The organism is Burkholderia sp. BCC1972, from assembly GCF_905339605.1.
Lineage (GTDB): Bacteria > Pseudomonadota > Gammaproteobacteria > Burkholderiales > Burkholderiaceae > Burkholderia.
The window spans coordinates 71,243-90,451 of sequence record NZ_CAJPGH010000009.1 but is presented as its reverse complement, the minus strand read 5'-3'; the positions used below and the strand labels follow the sequence as shown (position 1 = coordinate 90,451).

At 65.3% G+C, this 19,209-nt stretch carries 18 protein-coding genes; 6 read left to right on the top strand and 12 right to left on the bottom strand.

What is annotated here, in order from left to right; genetic code table 11:
- Positions 1–14 precede the first annotated feature (14 nt).
- The gene (locus U5798_RS15345; RefSeq protein ID WP_415859501.1) at positions 15–1,499 is read right to left on the bottom strand and encodes an EAL domain-containing protein; all 1,485 of its coding nucleotides are present in this window, start codon (positions 1,497–1,499) and stop codon (positions 15–17) included.
- A 16-nt stretch (positions 1,500–1,515) separates the two neighbouring features.
- Here U5798_RS15345 and U5798_RS15340 point away from each other — a divergent pair, with 16 nt between their 5' ends.
- Positions 1,516–1,824: a hypothetical protein gene (locus tag U5798_RS15340; protein WP_185658207.1), complete on the top strand. Its 309-nt coding sequence runs from the start codon at positions 1,516–1,518 to the stop codon at positions 1,822–1,824.
- A 299-nt stretch (positions 1,825–2,123) separates the two neighbouring features.
- On the opposite strand, the gene U5798_RS15335 is transcribed toward U5798_RS15340, so the two are convergent.
- Both U5798_RS15335 and U5798_RS15330 read right to left on the bottom strand, forming a co-directional pair.
- Positions 2,124–2,429, bottom strand: coding sequence for a hypothetical protein (locus U5798_RS15335; protein WP_322082541.1), 306 nt, complete (start codon positions 2,427–2,429; stop codon positions 2,124–2,126).
- Between the two features lie 50 nt (positions 2,430–2,479).
- The gene (locus U5798_RS15330) at positions 2,480–3,526 is read right to left on the bottom strand and encodes an AraC family transcriptional regulator (RefSeq protein ID WP_322082540.1); all 1,047 of its coding nucleotides are present in this window, start codon (positions 3,524–3,526) and stop codon (positions 2,480–2,482) included.
- A gap of 94 nt (positions 3,527–3,620) precedes the next feature.
- Here U5798_RS15330 and U5798_RS15325 point away from each other — a divergent pair, with 94 nt between their 5' ends.
- Both U5798_RS15325 and U5798_RS15320 read left to right on the top strand, forming a co-directional pair.
- The gene (locus U5798_RS15325) at positions 3,621–4,637 is read left to right on the top strand and encodes a sterol desaturase family protein (protein WP_322082631.1); all 1,017 of its coding nucleotides are present in this window, start codon (positions 3,621–3,623) and stop codon (positions 4,635–4,637) included.
- 36 nt (positions 4,638–4,673) lie between these two features.
- Positions 4,674–5,345 (top strand): alanyl-tRNA editing protein, encoded by a 672-nt coding sequence (locus U5798_RS15320; protein WP_322082539.1) that lies wholly within the window; start codon positions 4,674–4,676, stop codon positions 5,343–5,345.
- Positions 5,346–5,427: 82 nt separating this feature from the next.
- Here the strand turns inward: U5798_RS15320 and U5798_RS15315 are convergent, their stop codons facing one another.
- Together U5798_RS15315 and U5798_RS15310 are read right to left on the bottom strand one after the other, a co-directional pair.
- The gene (locus U5798_RS15315) at positions 5,428–5,862 is read right to left on the bottom strand and encodes a phosphatase (RefSeq protein WP_322082538.1); all 435 of its coding nucleotides are present in this window, start codon (positions 5,860–5,862) and stop codon (positions 5,428–5,430) included.
- A 324-nt stretch (positions 5,863–6,186) separates the two neighbouring features.
- Positions 6,187–7,545: an NAD(P)/FAD-dependent oxidoreductase gene (locus U5798_RS15310; protein ID WP_322082537.1), complete on the bottom strand. Its 1,359-nt coding sequence runs from the start codon at positions 7,543–7,545 to the stop codon at positions 6,187–6,189.
- Between the two features lie 100 nt (positions 7,546–7,645).
- Here U5798_RS15310 and U5798_RS15305 point away from each other — a divergent pair, with 100 nt between their 5' ends.
- On the top strand, positions 7,646–8,599 hold the full coding sequence (locus tag U5798_RS15305; protein WP_124454319.1) for a LysR family transcriptional regulator: 954 nt from the start codon (positions 7,646–7,648) through the stop codon (positions 8,597–8,599).
- 21 nt (positions 8,600–8,620) lie between these two features.
- On the opposite strand, the gene U5798_RS15300 is transcribed toward U5798_RS15305, so the two are convergent.
- Complete coding sequence (locus tag U5798_RS15300) at positions 8,621–8,815, bottom strand: hypothetical protein (protein WP_322082536.1); 195 nt, start codon at positions 8,813–8,815, stop codon at positions 8,621–8,623.
- Between the two features lie 192 nt (positions 8,816–9,007).
- On the opposite strand from U5798_RS15300, the gene U5798_RS15295 reads away from it, so the two are divergent.
- Complete coding sequence (locus tag U5798_RS15295; RefSeq protein ID WP_322082535.1) at positions 9,008–9,931, top strand: AraC family transcriptional regulator; 924 nt, start codon at positions 9,008–9,010, stop codon at positions 9,929–9,931.
- Between the two features lie 135 nt (positions 9,932–10,066).
- Entirely contained in the window at positions 10,067–10,960 is an 894-nt protein-coding gene (locus U5798_RS15290; RefSeq protein WP_322082534.1) for an NAD(P)H-binding protein, read from the top strand.
- Between the two features lie 83 nt (positions 10,961–11,043).
- Here U5798_RS15290 and tssE read toward each other — a convergent pair whose 3' ends face one another.
- The 6 genes from tssE to tssK all read right to left on the bottom strand — a co-directional run bounded on the left by tssE (position 11,044) and on the right by tssK (position 18,738).
- On the bottom strand, positions 11,044–11,469 hold the full coding sequence (gene tssE / locus U5798_RS15285; RefSeq protein ID WP_322082533.1) for a type VI secretion system baseplate subunit TssE: 426 nt from the start codon (positions 11,467–11,469) through the stop codon (positions 11,044–11,046).
- Between the two features lie 15 nt (positions 11,470–11,484).
- Entirely contained in the window at positions 11,485–14,208 is a 2,724-nt protein-coding gene (gene tssH, locus U5798_RS15280) for a type VI secretion system ATPase TssH (protein ID WP_322082532.1), read from the bottom strand.
- Between the two features lie 138 nt (positions 14,209–14,346).
- Complete coding sequence (locus U5798_RS15275) at positions 14,347–14,826, bottom strand: Hcp family type VI secretion system effector (protein WP_322082630.1); 480 nt, start codon at positions 14,824–14,826, stop codon at positions 14,347–14,349.
- 113 nt (positions 14,827–14,939) lie between these two features.
- Positions 14,940–16,661: an OmpA family protein gene (locus U5798_RS15270; RefSeq protein ID WP_322082531.1), complete on the bottom strand. Its 1,722-nt coding sequence runs from the start codon at positions 16,659–16,661 to the stop codon at positions 14,940–14,942.
- On the bottom strand, positions 16,658–17,389 hold the full coding sequence (locus U5798_RS15265; protein WP_322082530.1) for a DotU family type IV/VI secretion system protein: 732 nt from the start codon (positions 17,387–17,389) through the stop codon (positions 16,658–16,660). The genes U5798_RS15270 and U5798_RS15265 overlap by 4 nt, the downstream gene beginning before the upstream one ends.
- Positions 17,386–18,738: a type VI secretion system baseplate subunit TssK gene (gene tssK / locus U5798_RS15260; RefSeq protein WP_322082529.1), complete on the bottom strand. Its 1,353-nt coding sequence runs from the start codon at positions 18,736–18,738 to the stop codon at positions 17,386–17,388. Before tssK ends, U5798_RS15265 begins: the two co-directional genes overlap by 4 nt.
- Between the last annotated feature and the right edge of the window lie 471 nt (positions 18,739–19,209).

Sequence of the window (19,209 nt, the reverse complement as noted above, 5' to 3'; positions counted from 1 at the left end):
CGGGCGCGAGGCCGCTATGCCGACGCCCACGCGAAATGGCGTTTCAGGTTCTCCGCGCGCTGCGGCCGCCGATACAGATAGCCCTGCGCATACTGAATCCCGACCGCGTGCAGCGCGCGATGCTGCGCTTCCGTTTCCACGCCTTCCGCGATGATCTTCAGGTCGTAGTGATGCGCGAGGGCCGCGATTCCCTCGATCAGCCTTGCGCCGCCGCCGTTCAACTGCGCGACGAACTGCCGATCGATCTTCACGTAGTCGAACGGGAAGCGCGACAGCATGTCGAGATTGCTGTGATGCGTGCCGAAGTCGTCGATCGCGAACTTCGCGCCTTTCGATCGGAGTGCGTGGAATATTTCGGTGGTCCGCGCATTCTTTTCGAGCAGGATGCGTTCGGTGACTTCGAGCACCAGCGTGAAGCCGGGCGGCAGCGCGCGGATCGCGTCCTCGACGACGGCCACGAAACGCGCACGCTCGAGATCCTGCGGCGCGACGTTCACCGCGATGCGCAGCGGCGCGGACGGCGTCAGCGCGGCCAGTTCGGATACGGCCGTTCTCAGCACGAATTCGGTCACCTTCGGCAGCACCGTGCTCGCTTCCACCTGCGGGATGAACACGGCCGGGCTGATGGCCCCCCACTTCGGATGCTGCCAGCGCAGCAGCGCCTCGACACCCACTGTCCTGCGCGTCTGCACATCGACGATCGGCTGATACACGACATGAAACTCGTTGTGCCTGAGTCCGTGACGAACGGCTTTCAGCAACAGCCGCCGCGGCGCCATCGCCAGCAGGTAGGCGGCCATCACGAGGCCGTCGGCCAGCAGCACGATCGTCACGGCGATCAACCGGTAGTGGCCCTGGACGTGCGAAGCGTACTGAGCCGACTCGACGACCGACACCGTGAACGGCCAGCGTTGCGATGCAATCGAGGTGCCGCCGGCGGGGCCTGCGCGCGATTCCGGCGTGAACTTTCCTTGCTGGTCGAGACGGCCCGATCCGGCGATCGACAGCGTGGCGGTTTCCGTCCCGTTGCGGACGCTCGGTGCGAGCGCGTCGACCACGTAGTCGCCTTCGATCAGGTACAGGACACCCGCGCCATGCGCGGTGGCGCGATACATGGCCAGCACGGGAACACCGTGCTGAAAGGGCGTCTGGCGCAGCAGCGTGACGATCGTCGAGCCCGGTTCGGGCTCGCGCGTGTACGCGTCGAGCGGCAGATCGATCGCACCGAGCGCCGACGAGCACATGACGCGGCCATCGTTCACCAGCGCGACGGCGCGCAGGTAGCGCAGGCGAGTGCTCACTTCGGCGAGCGTTCGGAATATCGTCGGGCAGGGGCGCCCGACGAGTGCGGTCAGTTCGTCCGCATGCCGCATGCGAGCGCCGTCGAGGATGCGGTCCACCGTGGCCACGATGTCGTTCGCGGCGACACGTTCCTGCATGGTGACGGCATCGCGGGCGTAGCGATCGGCAAGCACGATCGCGCCGGCAGGCACGAGCACGCAAACGATTACGGCGATGAAAAAGACGGCCCGCGGCCACGCGCCGCTGCGCTGGAAAACGGACTTCGAGCCTGGTATGAGCGCCGGCATTCCCGCGTTGCCTTTGATGTTGTACGCATGGAGAGGCAAGTCGAACCGATGGGGTGCGCGTGCGGCGCGCACGCGTCATGCCCGGTTCGGGCGATCCGGCTTGCGCATCGATATCGCGATGCAAACCGGGTCAACGATCGTGATGGGCCTCGGCCACAGCTCCGTCGCGATCGGTCATGCAGTCCGGCGGCGCGCGTCGATAACATGTGCCTTCCGCACATCTATATTGACGTAGCACACCGAAAAAAACCCCGACCGCAGGGTCGTGCGGCCGGGTCGAAAGACACCGTCTCTTGGCACGAGGATGGTGCGCGGCAAGTATAAGATGCGGCGCGCTATTACGAAATATTATTGATTAAAAATTGGTGCAGTTTTGTGATTGTGTCTCAAAACGAAACATTGTCGCGACATGCCGTTTTCAGACGACGTGTCGCCGGCGCGCATTTCCGAAAGGATTGCGAAAGAATGGGCTGCCGCTGAAGAGGCTTGACGTGGAACGAACGATGCAGGGGCGTCGGTCGGCGCGGCCGCGATTCAGAAATCGTTGCGCATCTGATGAAGCAGGGCGCCGGGCGACTGGTGCGTATCGACCGCGGTGAGGACATCGGTCAGGAACCACGGCAGGTTCAGTTGCGTATCGGAATCGCCGACGCAGACGCGGATCGGCGGGGCCTTCGACGGCGAGCGGGCGTCCTGCGCGGCCTCTCGCGACGGGACACAGTTTTTCCCATGTGCCTGGACGGGAGCCGGCGCGGTGGCGCCGGACGGTGCGCCGGCGATTGCCGGGAAGCTGACGGCGGCAAGCAGGGTCAGGACAGCAGCAGTGGCAACGCGTTTCATGAGGATTCTCCGGCGATGCTCGTTCGACCGCGCGGGCCGGCGCGAGTTCGTCAGCCGCGCGCGACGCTGGCCGGCCGCGCCGGCTGCCGGCTGCGCCACTGCTGCGGCGATTCGCCGGTCCAGCGCCGGAACGCGCGCGTGAATGCGCTGTGTTCCGAATAGCCGAGCAGCCAGGCGACTTCCGCCAGCGTCAGCCGCGGGTCGTTCAGGTGATCGATCGCGAGCCGTCGCCGCGTGTCTTCGCGCAGGAACCGGTAGTTCAGCCCGAGTTCGGCCAGCCGGCGATGCAGCGTGCGCGACGACACATGCAGTTCGGACGCGATCTGCTCGATGCTGGCTTCGCCTTGCGTCAGCAGGCGCGCGACGGCTTCGCGCACCGACTGTTCGAGGTCATCGGTCTGCCGCAGTTCGGCGAGCAGCGCGCTCGCCTGGCGTTCCATCATGTACCGCAGTGCGTCGTCCGGCTGTTGCAGCGGCTGCGCGAGCAGGCGCAACGGAAAGGCGAGCCGGTTCACCGGCTGGCCGAACCGCACCGGGCAGCCGAAGTAATCGACGTACGGCTGCGCGTCGCCGGGCGACGGATGCACGAAGCAGACTTCGTCGGGCCCGTTGCGCGTGCCGGTGATGTTGCGCGCGAACTGGACGATCGCGGTCAGCGCGACTTCGTCGACGAGCGGGCCGAGCGGCTCGGGCGCATCGTGCCATTCGATCGCGACCGACGTCGCCTCGACCCGCACTTCCATGCGCGCGACGTTCGCGATCAGGTGTTCGTATTGCTGCCAGCGCGCGAGCGCGGCACCTGCGTCGCGGCATGCATGCAGCGCATAGCCGAGCGCACCGAGATGCGCGGGCGTGATCCGCTGGCCCACGTGCAGGCCGAGCAGCGGATCGTCGAGCGCCCGGACCGCGCGTTCGAGCAGGCCGCGCCAATGCGCGCTCGCATACAGCGTCAGCCCGCGATCGTCCTCGGGCGGCCGCGCCTCGCCGAGCACGCGGACCGCATCCTGGCCGCGCTCGGACAGATAGTCGAACAGCAGCCGCACGTAGGTGCTCGAGTAGTAGACGCGCTGGGTCGCGAGCGGAGAAGCGGCGGGCATGGCGGAAAGTGTCAAGTAATCGTCGGCAAGTGTCAACGCGGGCCGACCCGTGCGCGACCATACTGCCCGGCAGTTCCTGATCGAGACTGCCGACATGCCGACCGAGTTGATGACGTGGCTCCATGCGTTCCTGGGTAACGACGTGGACTGGAAGCAGGTGCTGCTAATCGGCATGACGCCCGTATTCCTGATCGCGTTCGCGATCGAATACGCGGTGATGACCGGGCGCGGGCGCCGTGGGCCGTTTCGCTGGAAGGAGATCGTCGCGAACCTGTCGCTCGGCGCCGGTTATCAGGTGGCCGAGACCGTGATGGGGCTCCTGTTCACGGGCGCGATCTTCGCGTGGGTCTACCGGCACCGGCTGTTCGACGTGCCGGTGAACGGCTGCACGATCGTGCCGATCTTCGTCCTCGTCGAATTCTGCTACTACTGGTTTCATCGCACGTCGCACCGCGTGCGCTGGTTCTGGGCTGCGCATGTGCCGCATCACAGCGGCGAAGTGATGAACTTCACGACGGCGATGCGGCAGTCGCTGCTGAATGCATTCGTCGGCGTGTTCGTGTTCTACCTGCCGCCCGTGTGGCTCGGCATTCCGCCGGCCGTCGTGCTGTTCCTGCTCGCGGTCGATCTCGCGTACCAGTACTTCGTGCATACCGAAGCGATCGGGCGGCTGCCGCGCTGGTTCGAGTACGTGTTCGACACACCGTCGAACCATCGCGCGCATCACGGCCGCAATCCGCGTTATATCGACAGGAATTACGGCGGCGTGCTGATCATTTTCGACCGGATGTTCGGTACGTATGTCGAGGAAACGGAACCGGTCGACTATGGAATCACGCAGCAGATTCGTTCGTACAACTTCCTGGTGCTGAACGTGCACGAATTCGTCGACATGTGGCGCGACGTGTTCGCACCCGGGCCGGTGCTGCAGCGTTTGAAACACCTGTGGATGCCGCCCGAGTGGGAGCGACCGGGGCATCGGCCGATCCATACATGGAGCGTCGAGAGGAAGGGAGAGGACGACGCCACGGTGCCGCGCATCGCGCCGGGCGAGGACGCGACGGCATCCGGGCGCAAGATCGTACAAGCCGCCCGGACGCGTTCGGGCTAGGCTGGGCGTTTTCCTCGACGAAAGGCGCGGCGGGCGATGACAAGGAAAGTATTCTGGGACGATCCCTACCGGACCACGCTGGATACCGTCGTCACGCACGTCGACGGCGATCGCGTAAGAGTGGACGCGACCATCTTCTTCGCGTTTTCAGGCGGCCAGGAAAGCGATGCGGGGTCGCTGGGCGACTATCCCGTCATCCAGGCCGAGAAGCAGGGCCTCGACATCGTCTATACGCTTCCGCATGACCACGCGCTGCGCGCCGGGGATCCGGTGACCTGGCGCATCGACTGGGCGCGCCGTTACCGGCTGATGCGCCTGCACTTCGCGGCCGAAATGGTGCTGCAACTGGTCTACCGGCTCAGGCCCGGTATCGAGCGCATCGGCGCGCATATCGCGCAGGACAAGGCACGCATCGACTTCGCGAGCGGCACGAGCCTGTCGCCGCTGTTTCCGGAGATCGAATCGGCAGCGGCCGAGCTGTCGAAGCGCGACCTGCCCATCGTGACCGACTTCAGCGATGTCGTCGCGCAACGCCGCTTCTGGAAGGTCGACGGCTTTGCGACGATGGCGTGCGGCGGCACGCATCCGGCGACGACCGGCGAGATCGGCATGCTGACGCTCAAGCGCAAGAACACCGGGAAGGGCAAGGAGCGGATCGAGGTCGTGCTGCTCGAGCCGTCGGTGGCGGCCCGACCTTCAGGTTCATGATCGACGCGAACGGAATCACGATCTCCGCTGCGTGATTGCCGCCGGATCGATGGCCGGCTGCCGCCGGCCGGTGTGCCGGCGCTCAGTGCAGATCGGCCGATGCGATCGAGCGCACGGTGTCGGTGATGTTCACGCAGCGCGACAGGCCGAAATGCTCGGCTTCGCGGCGCTCCGGCTCGCTGCTCGCGATCGCGAGCGCGCGCTCGGGCGGCACGCCGAGCGCCTGCAGCGCGACGTCGAAAGGATGCTGATTTGATCGGGACTCCTTTTGATTGGAATCTGTGACGACGACCGAGAAGCGGTCGAGGTTCGCACGGCCGAACTGGCCTTCGAACATGTCGCTGAGCCGTGTGGCCGGCAGCGTCGTGACGAGACCGAGCCGATATCCTTCTTCCGATGCACGGTCGAGCCACTGGATGATCGCGTCGCGCTGATGGCGCGATTCGCGCGAATCCGGTGTTGCTTCGATCTGTGCGAATGCTGCGTCGAGACGGGTGACGATGGCTTCGATAACCACGGTGATTCCTCTTCAGAGACGTGATGATCCGTTCGCCGACGGGAATGCCACACACCTTAGCGTCGATCCCGAAAATACGACCAATTAATATTTTTATCCGACTCATACGATCTGACTAATGAATCGGGTTGCGAGCCAGAGTGGGCGCGGGAGGCGTGTCTTGTGGCGTTTGCCTCGCACATTGCGTCGCATCGACGGCCTTCGATGTGATGCACCGGCGTGGCGCACGGTCTGAATGTATCGGGCATATGCATATAGAAAAACGGCATATCGAGCGAGGGCCGCCTGATATGCCGTCATGCAATGCCGCGCGTACGTCGTCGATCAGTGCAGCTTGATCGACGGCTGGTTGCGGCTTTGCAGCCAGTGGCTCAGCGACTGGAACAGCGCGCGCTTCACGCCGACCACGCTGAACAGGTGCTTGCGGTACAGGAACTTGTACAGCCCGATCGCGGCGAGCCCGTCGACGATCAGCGAGCGCGAACGCACGCTGATGTCCGCCTGGTACACGGCGCCCGCATGCCCGAGCGACACGACAGTGCCCGCATCGTGGAACGTGAAGCCGGTCACCGGCTTGCCGGCGATGCGCCGCGCGAATGCATTGACCAGGTACACGGCCTGCTGGTGCGCGACTTGCGCGCGCGGCGGCAGGAACCCGCTCGCACCGGTCGACGGGCACGCGGCGCAGTCGCCGAACGCATAGACGTGCGGATCGTCGGGCGTCTGCAGCGTGTCGGTCACGATCACCTGGTTCGAGCGGTTGAGCGCGAGGTCGCCGATGTCCCGCAGGAGCGCGGGGCCCGCGACGCCGGCTGCCCAGATCGTGATGTCGCTCGCGAGCCGTTCGCCCGTCGCGGTCGTCACCGCATCCGCGCCGACTTCCGCCACACGCGTATCGGTCAGCACGTCGACGTTCAGCGCGCGCAGTTGCGCGTGCATCTTGCCGGACAGCCGTGCGTCGAGTGCCGGCAGGATGCGCGGGCCGCCTTCGATCAGCCGGATGTGCACGTCGCGTGCGGACACCAGCGCCTTGAAGCGATACGTCGTCAGTTGCTGGACCGCGTGCCGCAGCGCGGCCGCCAGCTCGACGCCCGTCGCACCCGCGCCGATCACGTTGATGCAGATCGGCGCCGCGCGTCGTGCCGGCTGCTGCTCGGCGAGGTGATTCGCCTTCGTGCAGGCCGCGAGGAACTTGCGGCGGAAATCCTCGGCCTGGTCGAGGTTCTCGAGCGGCAGCGCATGACGGGCAGCACCCGGCACGTTGAAGAAGTTCGTCACGCTGCCGACGGCGAGCACGAGATCGTCATAGCCGAGTTCGCGCTGCGGCAGGACTTCGGTGCCGTCCGCGTCGTGCACGGCCGCGATCGTCGCGGTGCGGGCCGCGCGGTCGACCCGCTGCAGCGCGCCCTGCACGAAGCGGAAGCCGTGGCGCTTCGCCTGCGCCGCGTATTCGATCGTGTGCGAGGCCGGATCGCGATGGCCCGACGCGGCTTCGTGCAGCAGCGGCTTCCAGAAGTGCGTCGGATAGCGGTCGACGAGCACGATGTCGGCCTGGCCGCGACGTCCGATCGTGTCGCCGAGGCGCGTCGCGAGCTGCAGGCCGCCGGCGCCGCCGCCGACGATCACGATGCGCGGCAGGCGCGGTGCGCGGTCCGTTGCAAGGTTGGGCGTGGTGTTGTCCATGTTGGGCTCCCGCTGAATGACGATTCGGATGACATTGCTCAAGAACCGACGATATAGTTTCGAACCCACTCGAACAATTTAATGTTTATAAGCGACTCATATGTATTCACTTATAGGAAAGACCGCGACGTTCCGGCAGCTGAAGGCGCTGGACATGATTGCGCGGCTCGGCAGCGTCTCGCGCGCGGCCGAGGAGCTGAACCTGACGCAGCCGGCCGTGTCGCTGCAGGTTCGCCTCCTCGAGGAGGCCGTGGGCGCCGCATTGCTGCAGCGGGTGGGGCGCGGCGTGCAGCTGACCGCGGCCGGCGAGATCGTGTCGCGCTATGCGCGCGAGATCCTGCATCTGTGGAGCGAGGCCGGCGACGAAGTGGCCGCGCTGACCGGCGACCTCGGCGGCACGCTGCGGATCGGCGCGATCACGACGGCCGAATACCTGATCCCGCCGCTGCTCGTCAAATTCACCGCGACGCGTCCGCACGTGAAGACGTACTTCAAGGTCGGCAACCGCGACGACATCATCCGCATGCTCGCGACGCATGAAATCGATCTCGCGGTGATGGGTAGTGCACCGAAGGAGCTGCGCACGCATGCGGTCGAGTTCGCGAAGCATCCGATGGTGTTCGTCGCGGCGCCCGGCCATCCGCTGATGCAGCGCAAGCGTGTCGCGTTGAAGGATCTCGAATCCGCGCACCTGCTCGTGCGCGAGCGCGGCGCGGGCACGCGCTCGACCGTCGAGAGCCTGTTCAAGAACGCCGGCTACCGGTTCCATGTGGGCTCCGAACTGTCGAGCAACGAGGCCATCAAGCAGATGGCCGAAGCGGGGCTCGGCATCGCGTTCCTGTCGTTGCACGCGTGTGCACTCGAACTGCGCACGGGGCTGCTCGGGCAATTGCCGTTCCCCGGCAACCCGATCGAGCGCGAATGGTACGTGGTCACGCTCGCCGACCGGCGGATCTCGCAGGTGACGGGCCTGTTCCGCGATTTCCTGATCAAGCAGGGCGCGCCGGTGATCGACGGCGCGACGGTGGCGCTGCACGAGCGGCGGCGCAAGTAGGCGGATACGGCGGCCGGCCGGTCAGACGAGCCCGAAGTCGTCGTTGCTGTCGGGAATCGACGCGAGTAGCCGTTCGAACCGGTACCAGCCGATGACGCGCAAGCACCACGCGGCGACGGCGGTGCGGCCGGTGCGGGAGTGGGGGCCGGATGACGGGCAGGAGGCGGAGGGCGAGCGCGCGATGAACGACGCGTGTAGCGGGCAGGAATAGGGCATGACGGGCTCCGTAGGTGTCGGATGGGGCGATCGTAAGCGTCGCGGCGCCCGCCGGCGCGCACGCAAGGATCGTCGTGAGCAGAAACGGATGATCTTTTTCTGCTCGATGCCGCGGCAGGCGCGCAGGCCCGGCACGCCGGCTCAAAACGCGTCACAATGCGCGTTCGTCACCTGATCTGGTGGAGACAAGCGATGAGCGATCCGATTCTTGCCGCGCCGACGGACAACGGCATTCCGGTCAGCCTGCGCTCCAGCCGCGGGCTGGGCTGGCAGGGCTTTGGCGCGTCGCTGCTGGAGATCCGCGCGGGCACGTACCGGATCCCGGCGGCCGAGCATCACCGGATCGGTGTGCATATCGGTTCGCCGGTTCGTGCGGACTGCGTGTGCGACGGCGAGCGCGTGTCGCGCATCCAGGCGCACGGCGACGTCGACGTGATTCCGGCCGGCCTGCCCGGCCAGTGGACCGACAGCGCCGACTGCCGGATCCTGCATATCGCGCTCAGCGACACGTTCGTGCGGCGTACGGTCGAGCAGCTCGAACTGAAGCCGTCGCAGGCGCAGATCCGCCGCCGGCTGCAGGTGCGCGACCCGCGGCTGCAGCACATCGCGTGGGCGATGGCCGCCGAACTCGAAGCGGAAGACGCGTCGGATCCGCTTTACGCGGAAAGCCTGTGCACGGCGCTCGTCGCGCGGCTGGTCGACGGCCAGCCGGCGTTCCGCGAACGCCGGCGCACGCTTGCGCCGAAAGCGGCCGCGCGCGTGATCGACTATGTCGAAGCGAACCTCGAGCGGCGCATGACGCTGGCCGAGCTCGCGGCGCTCGTGTCGATCAGCGTGCCGCATTTCAAGGTGCTGTTCCGCGAAACGCTCGGGATGCCCGTGCACCAATACGTCGTGCGGCGCCGGGTGGAGCGCGCGAAGGCGCTGCTGCTCGAAGGCCGGCTCAGCATCAGCCAGATCGCGCTGGAAGCCGGGTTTGCACACCAGAGCCACATGGCGAACTGGATGAACCGCGTGCTGGGCGCGACGCCGACGGAGATTGCGCGGTCGGGCGCGCGGGGCGGGTTGCGGCTTGCTTATGACGGTCGGGAAGGCGAGAAGCCTGCGCGTCGATAGCTGACGGGCGGATTGCACGATCCGTGTGCGTCCTCGTATCCCGTCATCCTTTCCTGCTCGATTCATCCCTCCCTGCGCGCCTTTCCGGCCGCGCATGCCGACAATCACAACACTTTCATCCCTCAGGAGCAGATCGTGTTCGTGATCTTCGGAGCATCCGGCAACGTGGGCCTGTCGACCGTGACAGCCTTGCGCAACGCAGGCCATTCCGTGCGCGCGGTGCTGCGCGACGCACGCCATCGTGAACGTTTCGTGCAGCTCGGCTGCGATGTCGCGATCGCGGACCTGACGGACGCGAACGCGATCGCCGCGGCGATCGACGGCGCGCAGGCCGTGCAGATCCTGTGCCCGGTGCCGGCTGCCGACCCCGATCCGGCCGCGACGATGACGCGGACGATCGATGCGGCGGCCGCTGCAATCGCCTCGAACCCGCCGCCTGCGCTGCTCGCGTTGTCCGATTACGGCGCGGAGCTTGAAGGCAATACGGGTATCACGCGTCTGTTCCATGACTTCGAGGAACGGCTGAGGGCGATCCCCACGCAGCTGACGCTGCTGCGCTCGGCCGAGCATCTGCAGAACTGGGCGCGTGTGCTGCCGGTCGCGCTCGGCACCGGCGTGCTGCCGAGTTTCCACCATCCGGTCGACAAGGTCTTTCCGACGGTCTGGGCGCCCGATGTGGGCGTCGTCGCGGCACGGCTGCTGCTCGATGCGCCGGAAGGCGGCAACGGGCCACGCATCGTCAGCGTCGAAGGGCCGCGGCGGGTGAGCGTGACGACGATCGCGGATACGTTGGGTGCGGCGACGGGGCGCGCGATCGTCGCGCGCGAGCTGCCGCGCGACACGTGGAATGCGACGCTGCTGCGCGCCGGGCTCAGCGAACGCCATGCGCAGTTGATCGTCGACCTGTACGACGTGCATAACGCCGGGCGGATCGATGTGGAGGACGGGGTGTCGGAGCGGGCTTACGGGACGACGTCACTGGAGGAAGCGCTTGCTGTACTTGTGCGCGCGCATGCGGCGCCGGCGTGACGCAGGCAGCCGGCATCTGGCGTTGATATCGATGGACCGGGATTCGCAAGTTGCGAAGCCCGGTCCGGACTTCCGGGAGCACTTCAATCGTGTTCGGTAATCCGGCGTTTCAACCACATACGCCCGGGCGGCTCGAAATACGTACCGAACCGCACGAGTCCGGCCTTCCGCAGATGGCACGTCATTTCAAAACTCACGAGCACACCAGGATCGTCGTTTTCGAGGATGGCGACGTCGATGGAGCGGATACGAGGCTCATATTTCAAGAGCGTCGCCTCCATCTGCTGCTTGAGCATGTGGGCTGACACGGGCAGGGCCTTGTAGATGTTCGTCAGATCCGGCAGACCATAGTCCGGCAGATGCTTCAGCGCTCCGGCACGCGAGTTCAGGATGCGCTGCACATTTTTCTGGACGCTCATGCACTCGAGTGTTCGGTCGTCGTAAGCATCGAGCGGCTCACCACTGATCTGACCGACCAACATGTCATGGAGAGAGGGACGCGCCGTCATGATCCTGGCCCCTGGTTACGCGGTCGCGCGTTTCGGTTCCGTCGCGCCCGCCGCGACGTCGCTCCGATCGATGAAATCGATCGTCAGGTTAGCATCGGACGAGCTCGACAGCACGATCCTTTCGGGTGTGGCCCCGGTGGCCATGCGCGCTAGCAGTTCACGCGACAGATTCGGCAGAATCCGCTGGTCGAGGAACGCATCGACGTTGCGTGCACCGAACTCGCGCGCGAGGCAAAGCTCGGCCATCGCGTCGATCAACGGCTCGTCGCACGTCAGCTCGACGCTGTGTTGTCGGCGCAGGCGGTCGGCGACCTTCGACAGCTTGAGCCGCACGATCGACGCGAGTGCGGCGGCATCGAGCGGCCGATAGACCAGCGACTGGAAGCGCGCGAGCAGGGCGGGCTGGAAATGCGCCACAAGCTGCGGGTGGATCGACTCGAGCAACGTCGCCTGGGAAATCTGCGGATCGTCGGCGGTCATCTCGTCAATCCGTGCGCTGCCGAGATTGGATGTCATCAGAATCACGCAATTGCGGAAGTCGATCTCGCGTCCTTCGCCGTCGCGCATCGTGCCGCGATCGAAAACCTGATAGAACATGTCGAGCACGTCGCGGTGAGCTTTTTCGACTTCATCGAGCAGCACGACGCTGTACGGACGCTGCCGCACGGCTTCGGTCAGGATGCCTCCGCGGCCGTAGCCGACATAGCCTGGTGGCGAACCTTTCAGTTGCGACACCGTATGTGCTTCCTGATATTCCGACATGTTGATCGTCGTGAGCGCGACCTCGCCGCCGAACAGCAGGTCGGCCAGGGCCAGCGCCGTTTCGGTCTTGCCGACGCCCGATGGTCCCGCGAGCAGAAAGACGCCGAGTGGCGCATGCTCATTCTTGAGGCCTGCCTTCGCGGTGCGCAGGCTCTCCGCGAGCGCAGCCAGGGCATCGTCCTGTGCGACCACGCGCGTGGCCAATTGCTGTTCGAGATTCAGTAGGCTCAGCAGTTCGTCTTCGACGAGATTGCCGACCGGCACACCTGTCCATTCCGCGACGACGCGCGCGATGGCCGTCGCGTCGACATCGACAGAGATCAAGGGTGTCTTGCCTTGCCGGCCGGCCAGTAGGCGTTTGATGTCGTCGAACTGGCCATGGCTGGACGACGAGCCGCCTGCGGCGATGTCGGCTCGATGCCGGTGCAAGAGGCGGACCAGCTCGAGTTCGCCGACGTGGCGCGCCTGCAAGGCGGTCAGGATGTTCCGCGCTTCGGAAAGCGCGTTCTCCAGCGTCACGCTCCGGGGCCCAACGTCATCGATACCAGCCCGTGCATCCGCGTCGAGCGTCGCCAGTTCGAGTTCGAGGGCGGAGACTGCGGCGCGCGCGCGCTGCAGTTCCGCGGGCGGCGATTCGAGTCCCATTCGCACCCGCGCCGCAGCGGTATCGATCAGGTCGACTGCCTTGTCCGGCAGTTGCCGCGCTGGGATATAGCGTCGAGAGAGTTTCACTGCCGCGATGAGCGCGTCATCCCGAATGTGCACGTTGTGATATTCCGCGTAGCGGCTCTTCAGCCCCCGCAACATCAGGCACGCCGCGTCGTCGTCGGGTTCGTCGACCTTGATGATCTGGAAGCGGCGCTCGAGCGCGGCGTCGCGCTCGAAGAATTCCTTGTACTCCGACCATGTAGTCGCCGCGATCGTACGCAATTCGCCACGCGCGAGCGCCGGCTTGAGCAGGTTCGCGGCGTCGGCGCCGCCGGCGGTATTGCCCGCGCCGATCAATGTGTGTGCCTCGTCGATGAAGAGCAGGATCGGCTCGGGTGAGGACTGAACCTCGTCGATGACGTTTTTCAAGCGTTGCTCGAATTCCCCTTTCACCCCGGCGCCGGCCTGCAGCAGGCCCAAATCGAGTGTCAGGATGCGCACGTCGCGAATCACGTTCGGAACGCTTTCCTCCGCGACGCGCAGCGCGAGGCCCTCGACGAGCGCGGTCTTGCCGACGCCCGGCTCGCCGACGAGGATCGGATTGTTCTTGCGCCGACGCGCGAGCACGTCGACCATCTGCTGGATTTCGCGATCGCGGCCGAATACCGGGTCGATCGCGCCGCGTCGAGCCTTGTCTGTCAGATCGATCGCGAAACGGGAGAGGGCGCCGCCGTCCGTGGTTCGGCGGCGCGTGAGCGTTGCTGCCGCGACGGGGGCGGCCGATTCCGGCGTCTGGTCGGCGGCGGGGCCGATCGGGTGATCCTCCGCTTCGGCTTCGATGTTCTCGGGTCGCGCGCTCTCGCACGAACGATGGGCCAGACGCGGCAGGACGCGCTGGATCTGCGTGCTGCTGACGGACAGCAGGGGCCACGCGTTTTGCGCACGCAGTACGTGGGGGCGATCGACGATCGCCTGCAGCAGATCGCCGGACCGGATGGTCGCGTCGTCCGTCTCGGACGCTGCGCGCACCCATGCGTCCTGCAGCATGGCCGCCAGTTGCGGAGACAGGGCCGGCTTGCCCCGAAGATTGCGTGGAAGATGCTCGATCGACGCGAGCAGCGCATCCCAGACGGTGTCGATATCGATGCCGTAGTGCCGCAGAATCGCCGGGATGTCTCCATCACCGGCCTCGATCAGTTTCAGCAGCCAGTGCTCAACGGTGATCTCGTCCGCGAGACGCGTCTGGCATAAGCTCACGGCCGCTTCGAGCGCCTTCGCACAGTGGGGGTTGAGTCGACGGAGCAGGTGGGTCGTGTCGCGCGGCGTCATGTCGATGTCTGAAGAGGGAGTGGGCCAGGCGCAGTCGTTGCGGCCGGACTGGGTCTTGAGGACAGGAAGGCCAGCCTGAACCGGTCAGGCTGGCAAAAGAACCGCGCGAGGAGCCGGCGGTTCGACCATCGATGGGGATTAGGACCGCTCGTTCCAGGTGTCCTTGTGGATAATGTTGCCGTCCTTGTACGACCAGGTGATCGTTTCGTAGCGAAGCTCCACGTTTTCGAGGTGGTTGTGCTTCTCGTAGTCCGGATTCTTGATGTCGTGCATGACCGGACTCACGGCGACGATCTTCACGTTGTCGAGCTTCGTGTTGAAGTACTCCTTCTCCTTGCCCGCGTCGTCGATCTTGTACCACTTGATCTCGACCGACTTGAGCGTCTGGCCGCTCGTCACGGCCTTGTACAGATACGGTGTCGACGCGTCGGTTTCCTTCGTCAGCGTGATCGGCTTGTGGACGCGCGTGCCGGTCAGCTTGCCGGTATTGCCGTCGGTCGGGATATGCACGCCATGGTCGAATGCGACGAGTTCGACGCTGCCTTCGCGGTCCTGAACCGTCACCGAACCCTTGATGTCGGCGCCGCCGTCGTCCTTGAGCCACATGTAGGCCGGAATTGCCGTTGCCTTGCTCCTTTATATTGCACTATACGTACTACTAAACTCGCCAGGAGCGAGCCCCTGAGCTTGAGAATCCCGAAGCGGGTTGCTTCGGGGACTAAACCTGGTCGCTACCTTCCCGTATCCGGTACCAGGGTAATTTCCACGCGACGATTTCGCGCGCGTCCGTCGGGCGTGTCGTTGCTCGCGAGTGGGCGGGTCATGCCATAGCCCTGAATCGCAAACCGGGTAGCGGAAATGCCGGATGCGTCGACCAGCCAGTCGCGCACGGCTTCCGCGCGCGCGGTCGAAAGCTTCAGGTTGTTGTCCGGATTGCCCACGTTGTCGGTGTAGCCGGCGACGAGGATGCGTTTATCGGGATGCGCGTTGATCATGTCGAGCGCGCCGACCATCGCTCGGTTGGACCCCGGCTTCAGCAGTGCCTTGCCACTGTCGAACAGCGACATGCTGTCGAGCGAGACGACAGCAGGCGGAGGTGGCGGCGGCTCGTAAGAGGCGATCGCGTCGTTCAGCACCGGCATCAGCTGCGCCCCCCGATACATGCCGAACGACAAGCGCAGCGGGATACCGGTGCGCGCGTAGCGATCGAGTTGATCGCGATCGGCCACGAGCGCTTGCAGTGCGTCCCGCTTCGCCGCATCGTGCTTTGCCGGGATCGTCGAATAGCGCCCGAGATCGGCGGCGATACGATCCAGCAGCGCTTCATTGTTCCTGGCCGCACCCCAGAATGCGACGGCAGCGGCGCAGGCGAGCAGGGCGAGTGCGTGGCCCGCGGCGGCCCCACGCGGAGACATCCAGTATCGTCGCGGCATCGCTTCGATCAGCGACTGCGGGAGCGGCCACGGCGTCGGCGAGGCGGTGGAGGCTACACGCGCCACGCGCGTCTGCATTTCGACATCGCGTTCCCAGAGGTTTCCGGACGCACTCGCTGGCCCGCAGTCGATCCAGCCAGCGCCGAACAGCGCCCATGGCGCCGCGGGCTGTTGCCGGTCCGACAGTGCGCCGAAAACCACGCGCTGCGTCCAGCCGACGATGGAGGCCAGTGCGGCGGCGCGTGTCGCCGCGACGCGATCGCCGGCCGCACACTGGACCTCGCATTCCGCCGCGCGAATCACGGGTTCGAAACATGCACCGCCTGCCAGGCGGGTGGCCGACGACATGCCGTACCACGCCGGCGTCGAGAGGTCGACAGAGCCGGTGGTGAGCCGCTGGTAGCCGGCTACATAGCCCGGCAGTCGCGTACCCAGCATGCGGGCGGCATCGGCGACGACCTGCCGTACGGCACGCAAGTTCTGGGTCAGCGTGTCGGTTTCCGCGTGCAGCGCAGGCGCGACCGACAGTATGACGCCGTCCGGGGCCCGCCCATCGCGCCACTGCCTGACTGCAACGGCCAGGCGCGGCAGATCCTGAGGGCGATCGACGCGCAGCCAGATGCCGCCGTCGCCGAGGTGTACGCGCCGGACTTCTCCCGTACGGTCGAACAGCGCGGGCAGCCCGTCGCCGGTCACCAGCACGAGCGGCATGCGTGTGCGCAGCTTCACCGGGATGTCGGCCGTCGCAGCGCCCAGCGCGGTCAGCACATGCGCGCTCTGGCTACGCGCGCGGCCAAGCTTGCACGTACACCACACCATTAGCGCGAGCGCGGCCATCCCGGCGATGGCCGAAAATGCCCAGGCGATGCCGGAACCGAGCGGAAGTACCAGCCAGATCACCGCGAGCGCCAACAAGGTTGCGAACGCGATCATGAGCCGCGACGGATACCCGAGGCCTTCGTGCCCGCGATCAGGCGGCCGCTTCGATTCCGTGGAGAGAACAGGCAGGTCGGATTTCACTGGCGAACGGCCTTTGCCGCCACAAGATGCGCGAGCTGCCCGTCGAGTGTGGCCGACCAGACGCTCCATACGATCGTGGTGGCCACGCACGCGAGTCCGGCGATCGCCCATGGAGACAGCCGGTAGAACCAGTCGGACACACGTCGTCCGACGCGATCCGCGATGAATGGCCGATCCGGGGCGGGGCGCAGCGTTTCCAGTCGGGCATTCAACGACTCGATGAACGCGATTCGCTTGGCTTCACCGTCACGGGCGTACCGGCCGATGAATCCCATCCCGAGGATGGCCGAGTAGCACTCGAGCAACGCGACGGGCGGCGCTGGTTCGCGCATGCGCATGTCGAGCCGCTCGAACACGCGTTCACCGGCTTCGTGCAGATTGAACTGCTCCACCTGCAGCGGCTCGCGTTCCCATGCGGACCGGGATTCACTGGGCAAGTGTCGCAGCGCTGCCTCGTCGAGCAGCCCGCACTGCGCAACCAGCGCCTCGTTGCGCACGTCGTCGGGAAACCCCCGGTGCTGCAGCGCGCTCGCGAATTGCTCGACAAGCTGCTTGCACCGGGCCCGCAACGCGGCTGCGTCCTGAGTCTGCCCGCCCGAGGCGAGCGTCGTCACGAGCAGTGCGGTGTCGCGCAACAGATCGCGCATCCCGTCGCTGGGTGGGCTGCTTGCGCCCGTCGCGTTCGGCATCAGGGCGGTGTCGTTTCGGGGGGAAGTCAGTGCATTCATGAACGCAGCACGGCATAGAGTTCGAGCGAGGCGTCCGGTACCGACGCGGGCAAGTAGATCTGGCACGCTCGCGCGGCGAGCATCTTCGCGTGCACGGCACTAGACGCGTCCAGCGCGAAATAGTGATTGTCCAGGCGCACAGGGATCGCGCCAGGCACGCGCTGGACGGCCTTGAGCGGGACGCCCAGCAGAGCCGAATTGATGATGTGCTCGACGTCGTCGGGAGCGCCGATCTTGCAAAGCCGTGGAAACTGCTCGATCAACTCGAACGCGGGCATCGACGCGTTGACCGACAGATACCAGTCGGCGGCATCCGCGACGATCCGCTCGTCGAGGAACTGGCCGGCCCACGTGGTCGGCCCCTTGCGGGTAAGGCCGATCGACACGACCCGCGACGGAATGATGGCGTCGAGCAGAGTGCGAATCAGCGATTCCAGTTTCGCGAACACCTCGTCGGCTCGCACATGGTCGTACACCGGAATGTCGGTGAGCTGCGCTTCGGTCGAGAACGTCATCAGCGAGCTCGTCAGTTGCGCGAGTGTCGCGTACAGATGCTCCGGAGGGCGGCTCGGATGCGTCGCGAACAGCCGCAATTGCGGCCATGCGGCGTGGATGCAATGAAGCAGCCAGAAAAGCTGCACGTCGGCCACGCCATATTCCGCGACCTCGGCGATGCGCTCGCTACGGCGCGTCCCGAGCGCGAGGGTTCTGGCGTGCAGGATGTCGATCAGGCGATTGATCCGCTCGATGTGCAGCGGATGGCTGGCGAGCGTGAGGCACGGCGGCACGAACTGTCGATCGACCTGGAACTGGCCGCCGGACCCGCGCGTCAGCCGCGCGATCGCACAGACCGTGTCGTCGGCGTGCGACTCGAAGTCGAACACGAGCCGTACTGCATGCCGTTCGACGGCGATTTCGGCCTCGCCGGCCCCGTTCAGGTCCGCGACCTTGACGAATTCACGGTAAGCCCGCCGCGGGCGGGCGAGCGACGTCTCGTCGAATCGGCAGTTGCTGCCATTCGCGTCCGGCAACGCGAGCGCTGCGAACACGACGACGCTCTGCATGTCCGCGGGCACGCCTTGCGTCAGATCGCGCGCAGACGGCAGCGTATCGGCGACGGTCGTATCGATCGGCGTACCGTCCGGAAAACACAGCCGCAGGCGGGTGAGTTTCAGGCGCCCTGTCGACAGCGCTTCTTCATCGACCTCGACAGCAAGCGTTCCCCACGGCTGTGCGATAGCCGCGCTGACGTACTGACGTAGCGCAAATTCAGCCCATCTATCCTGTTGCTGAAAATGCTGCTGGGTCAGGATGAGGCCCTCGTGCCATAGCGGCTTCGCGATTCGCATGGTCTCTCGTGTGATTTGTTTGTTCGTTATTCGGTTCAAGGGCGTAATCTATACATGACTTCTTTTTGGATGCGCAACCAATTTCTATAATTCCCATATAGTTTGGTTTACTAACTTAAATATATGAAATGTGAACAAACTTCACAATTCGTCCGGTGATTATTTTTGGGATATATGATTTATCGGGCGAATTTGAGCGGCGCTGAAAAGATGGCTTGCGATCAATGGGAAAGGCGCGGGTAACCGTGTAAAAAAGGGATGCGGCGGGAATGCCGGTCGCTTTGAATAGCATCATTCGGCTCGAATACAATTTATCTCGAAAATAATCGGCGCCTTTTGAATTTGTAAATTGTTTCGGAATGTTTGCGATTTTTTGCATTTGACCGTTGTGGTTTTTGAACGACGCGCTTTGACTCATTCGTAGTTTGCCGTGTATAAGTCACATGCGATTTCGCCGTGCGAACGGAGACC

Bases quoted from the DNA above. Each gene is read 5' to 3' on its own strand.
- tssE (WP_322082533.1), bottom strand. From the start codon at position 11,469: ATGACGGCGCGTCCCTCTCTCCATGACATGTTGGTCGGTCAGATCAGT.
- U5798_RS15300 (WP_322082536.1), bottom strand. From the start codon at position 8,815: ATGCCCTATTCCTGCCCGCTACACGCGTCGTTCATCGCGCGCTCGCCC.
- U5798_RS15305 (WP_124454319.1), top strand. From the start codon at position 7,646: ATGTATTCACTTATAGGAAAGACCGCGACGTTCCGGCAGCTGAAGGCG.
- U5798_RS15320 (WP_322082539.1), top strand. From the start codon at position 4,674: ATGACAAGGAAAGTATTCTGGGACGATCCCTACCGGACCACGCTGGAT.
- U5798_RS15335 (WP_322082541.1), bottom strand. From the start codon at position 2,429: ATGAAACGCGTTGCCACTGCTGCTGTCCTGACCCTGCTTGCCGCCGTC.
- tssH (WP_322082532.1), bottom strand. From the start codon at position 14,208: ATGACGCCGCGCGACACGACCCACCTGCTCCGTCGACTCAACCCCCAC.
- U5798_RS15265 (WP_322082530.1), bottom strand. From the start codon at position 17,389: ATGAATGCACTGACTTCCCCCCGAAACGACACCGCCCTGATGCCGAAC.
- U5798_RS15295 (WP_322082535.1), top strand. From the start codon at position 9,008: ATGAGCGATCCGATTCTTGCCGCGCCGACGGACAACGGCATTCCGGTC.
- tssK (WP_322082529.1), bottom strand. From the start codon at position 18,738: ATGCGAATCGCGAAGCCGCTATGGCACGAGGGCCTCATCCTGACCCAG.
- U5798_RS15340 (WP_185658207.1), top strand. From the start codon at position 1,516: ATGAAAAAGACGGCCCGCGGCCACGCGCCGCTGCGCTGGAAAACGGAC.
- U5798_RS15310 (WP_322082537.1), bottom strand. From the start codon at position 7,545: ATGGACAACACCACGCCCAACCTTGCAACGGACCGCGCACCGCGCCTG.
- U5798_RS15325 (WP_322082631.1), top strand. From the start codon at position 3,621: ATGCCGACCGAGTTGATGACGTGGCTCCATGCGTTCCTGGGTAACGAC.
- U5798_RS15330 (WP_322082540.1), bottom strand. From the start codon at position 3,526: ATGCCCGCCGCTTCTCCGCTCGCGACCCAGCGCGTCTACTACTCGAGC.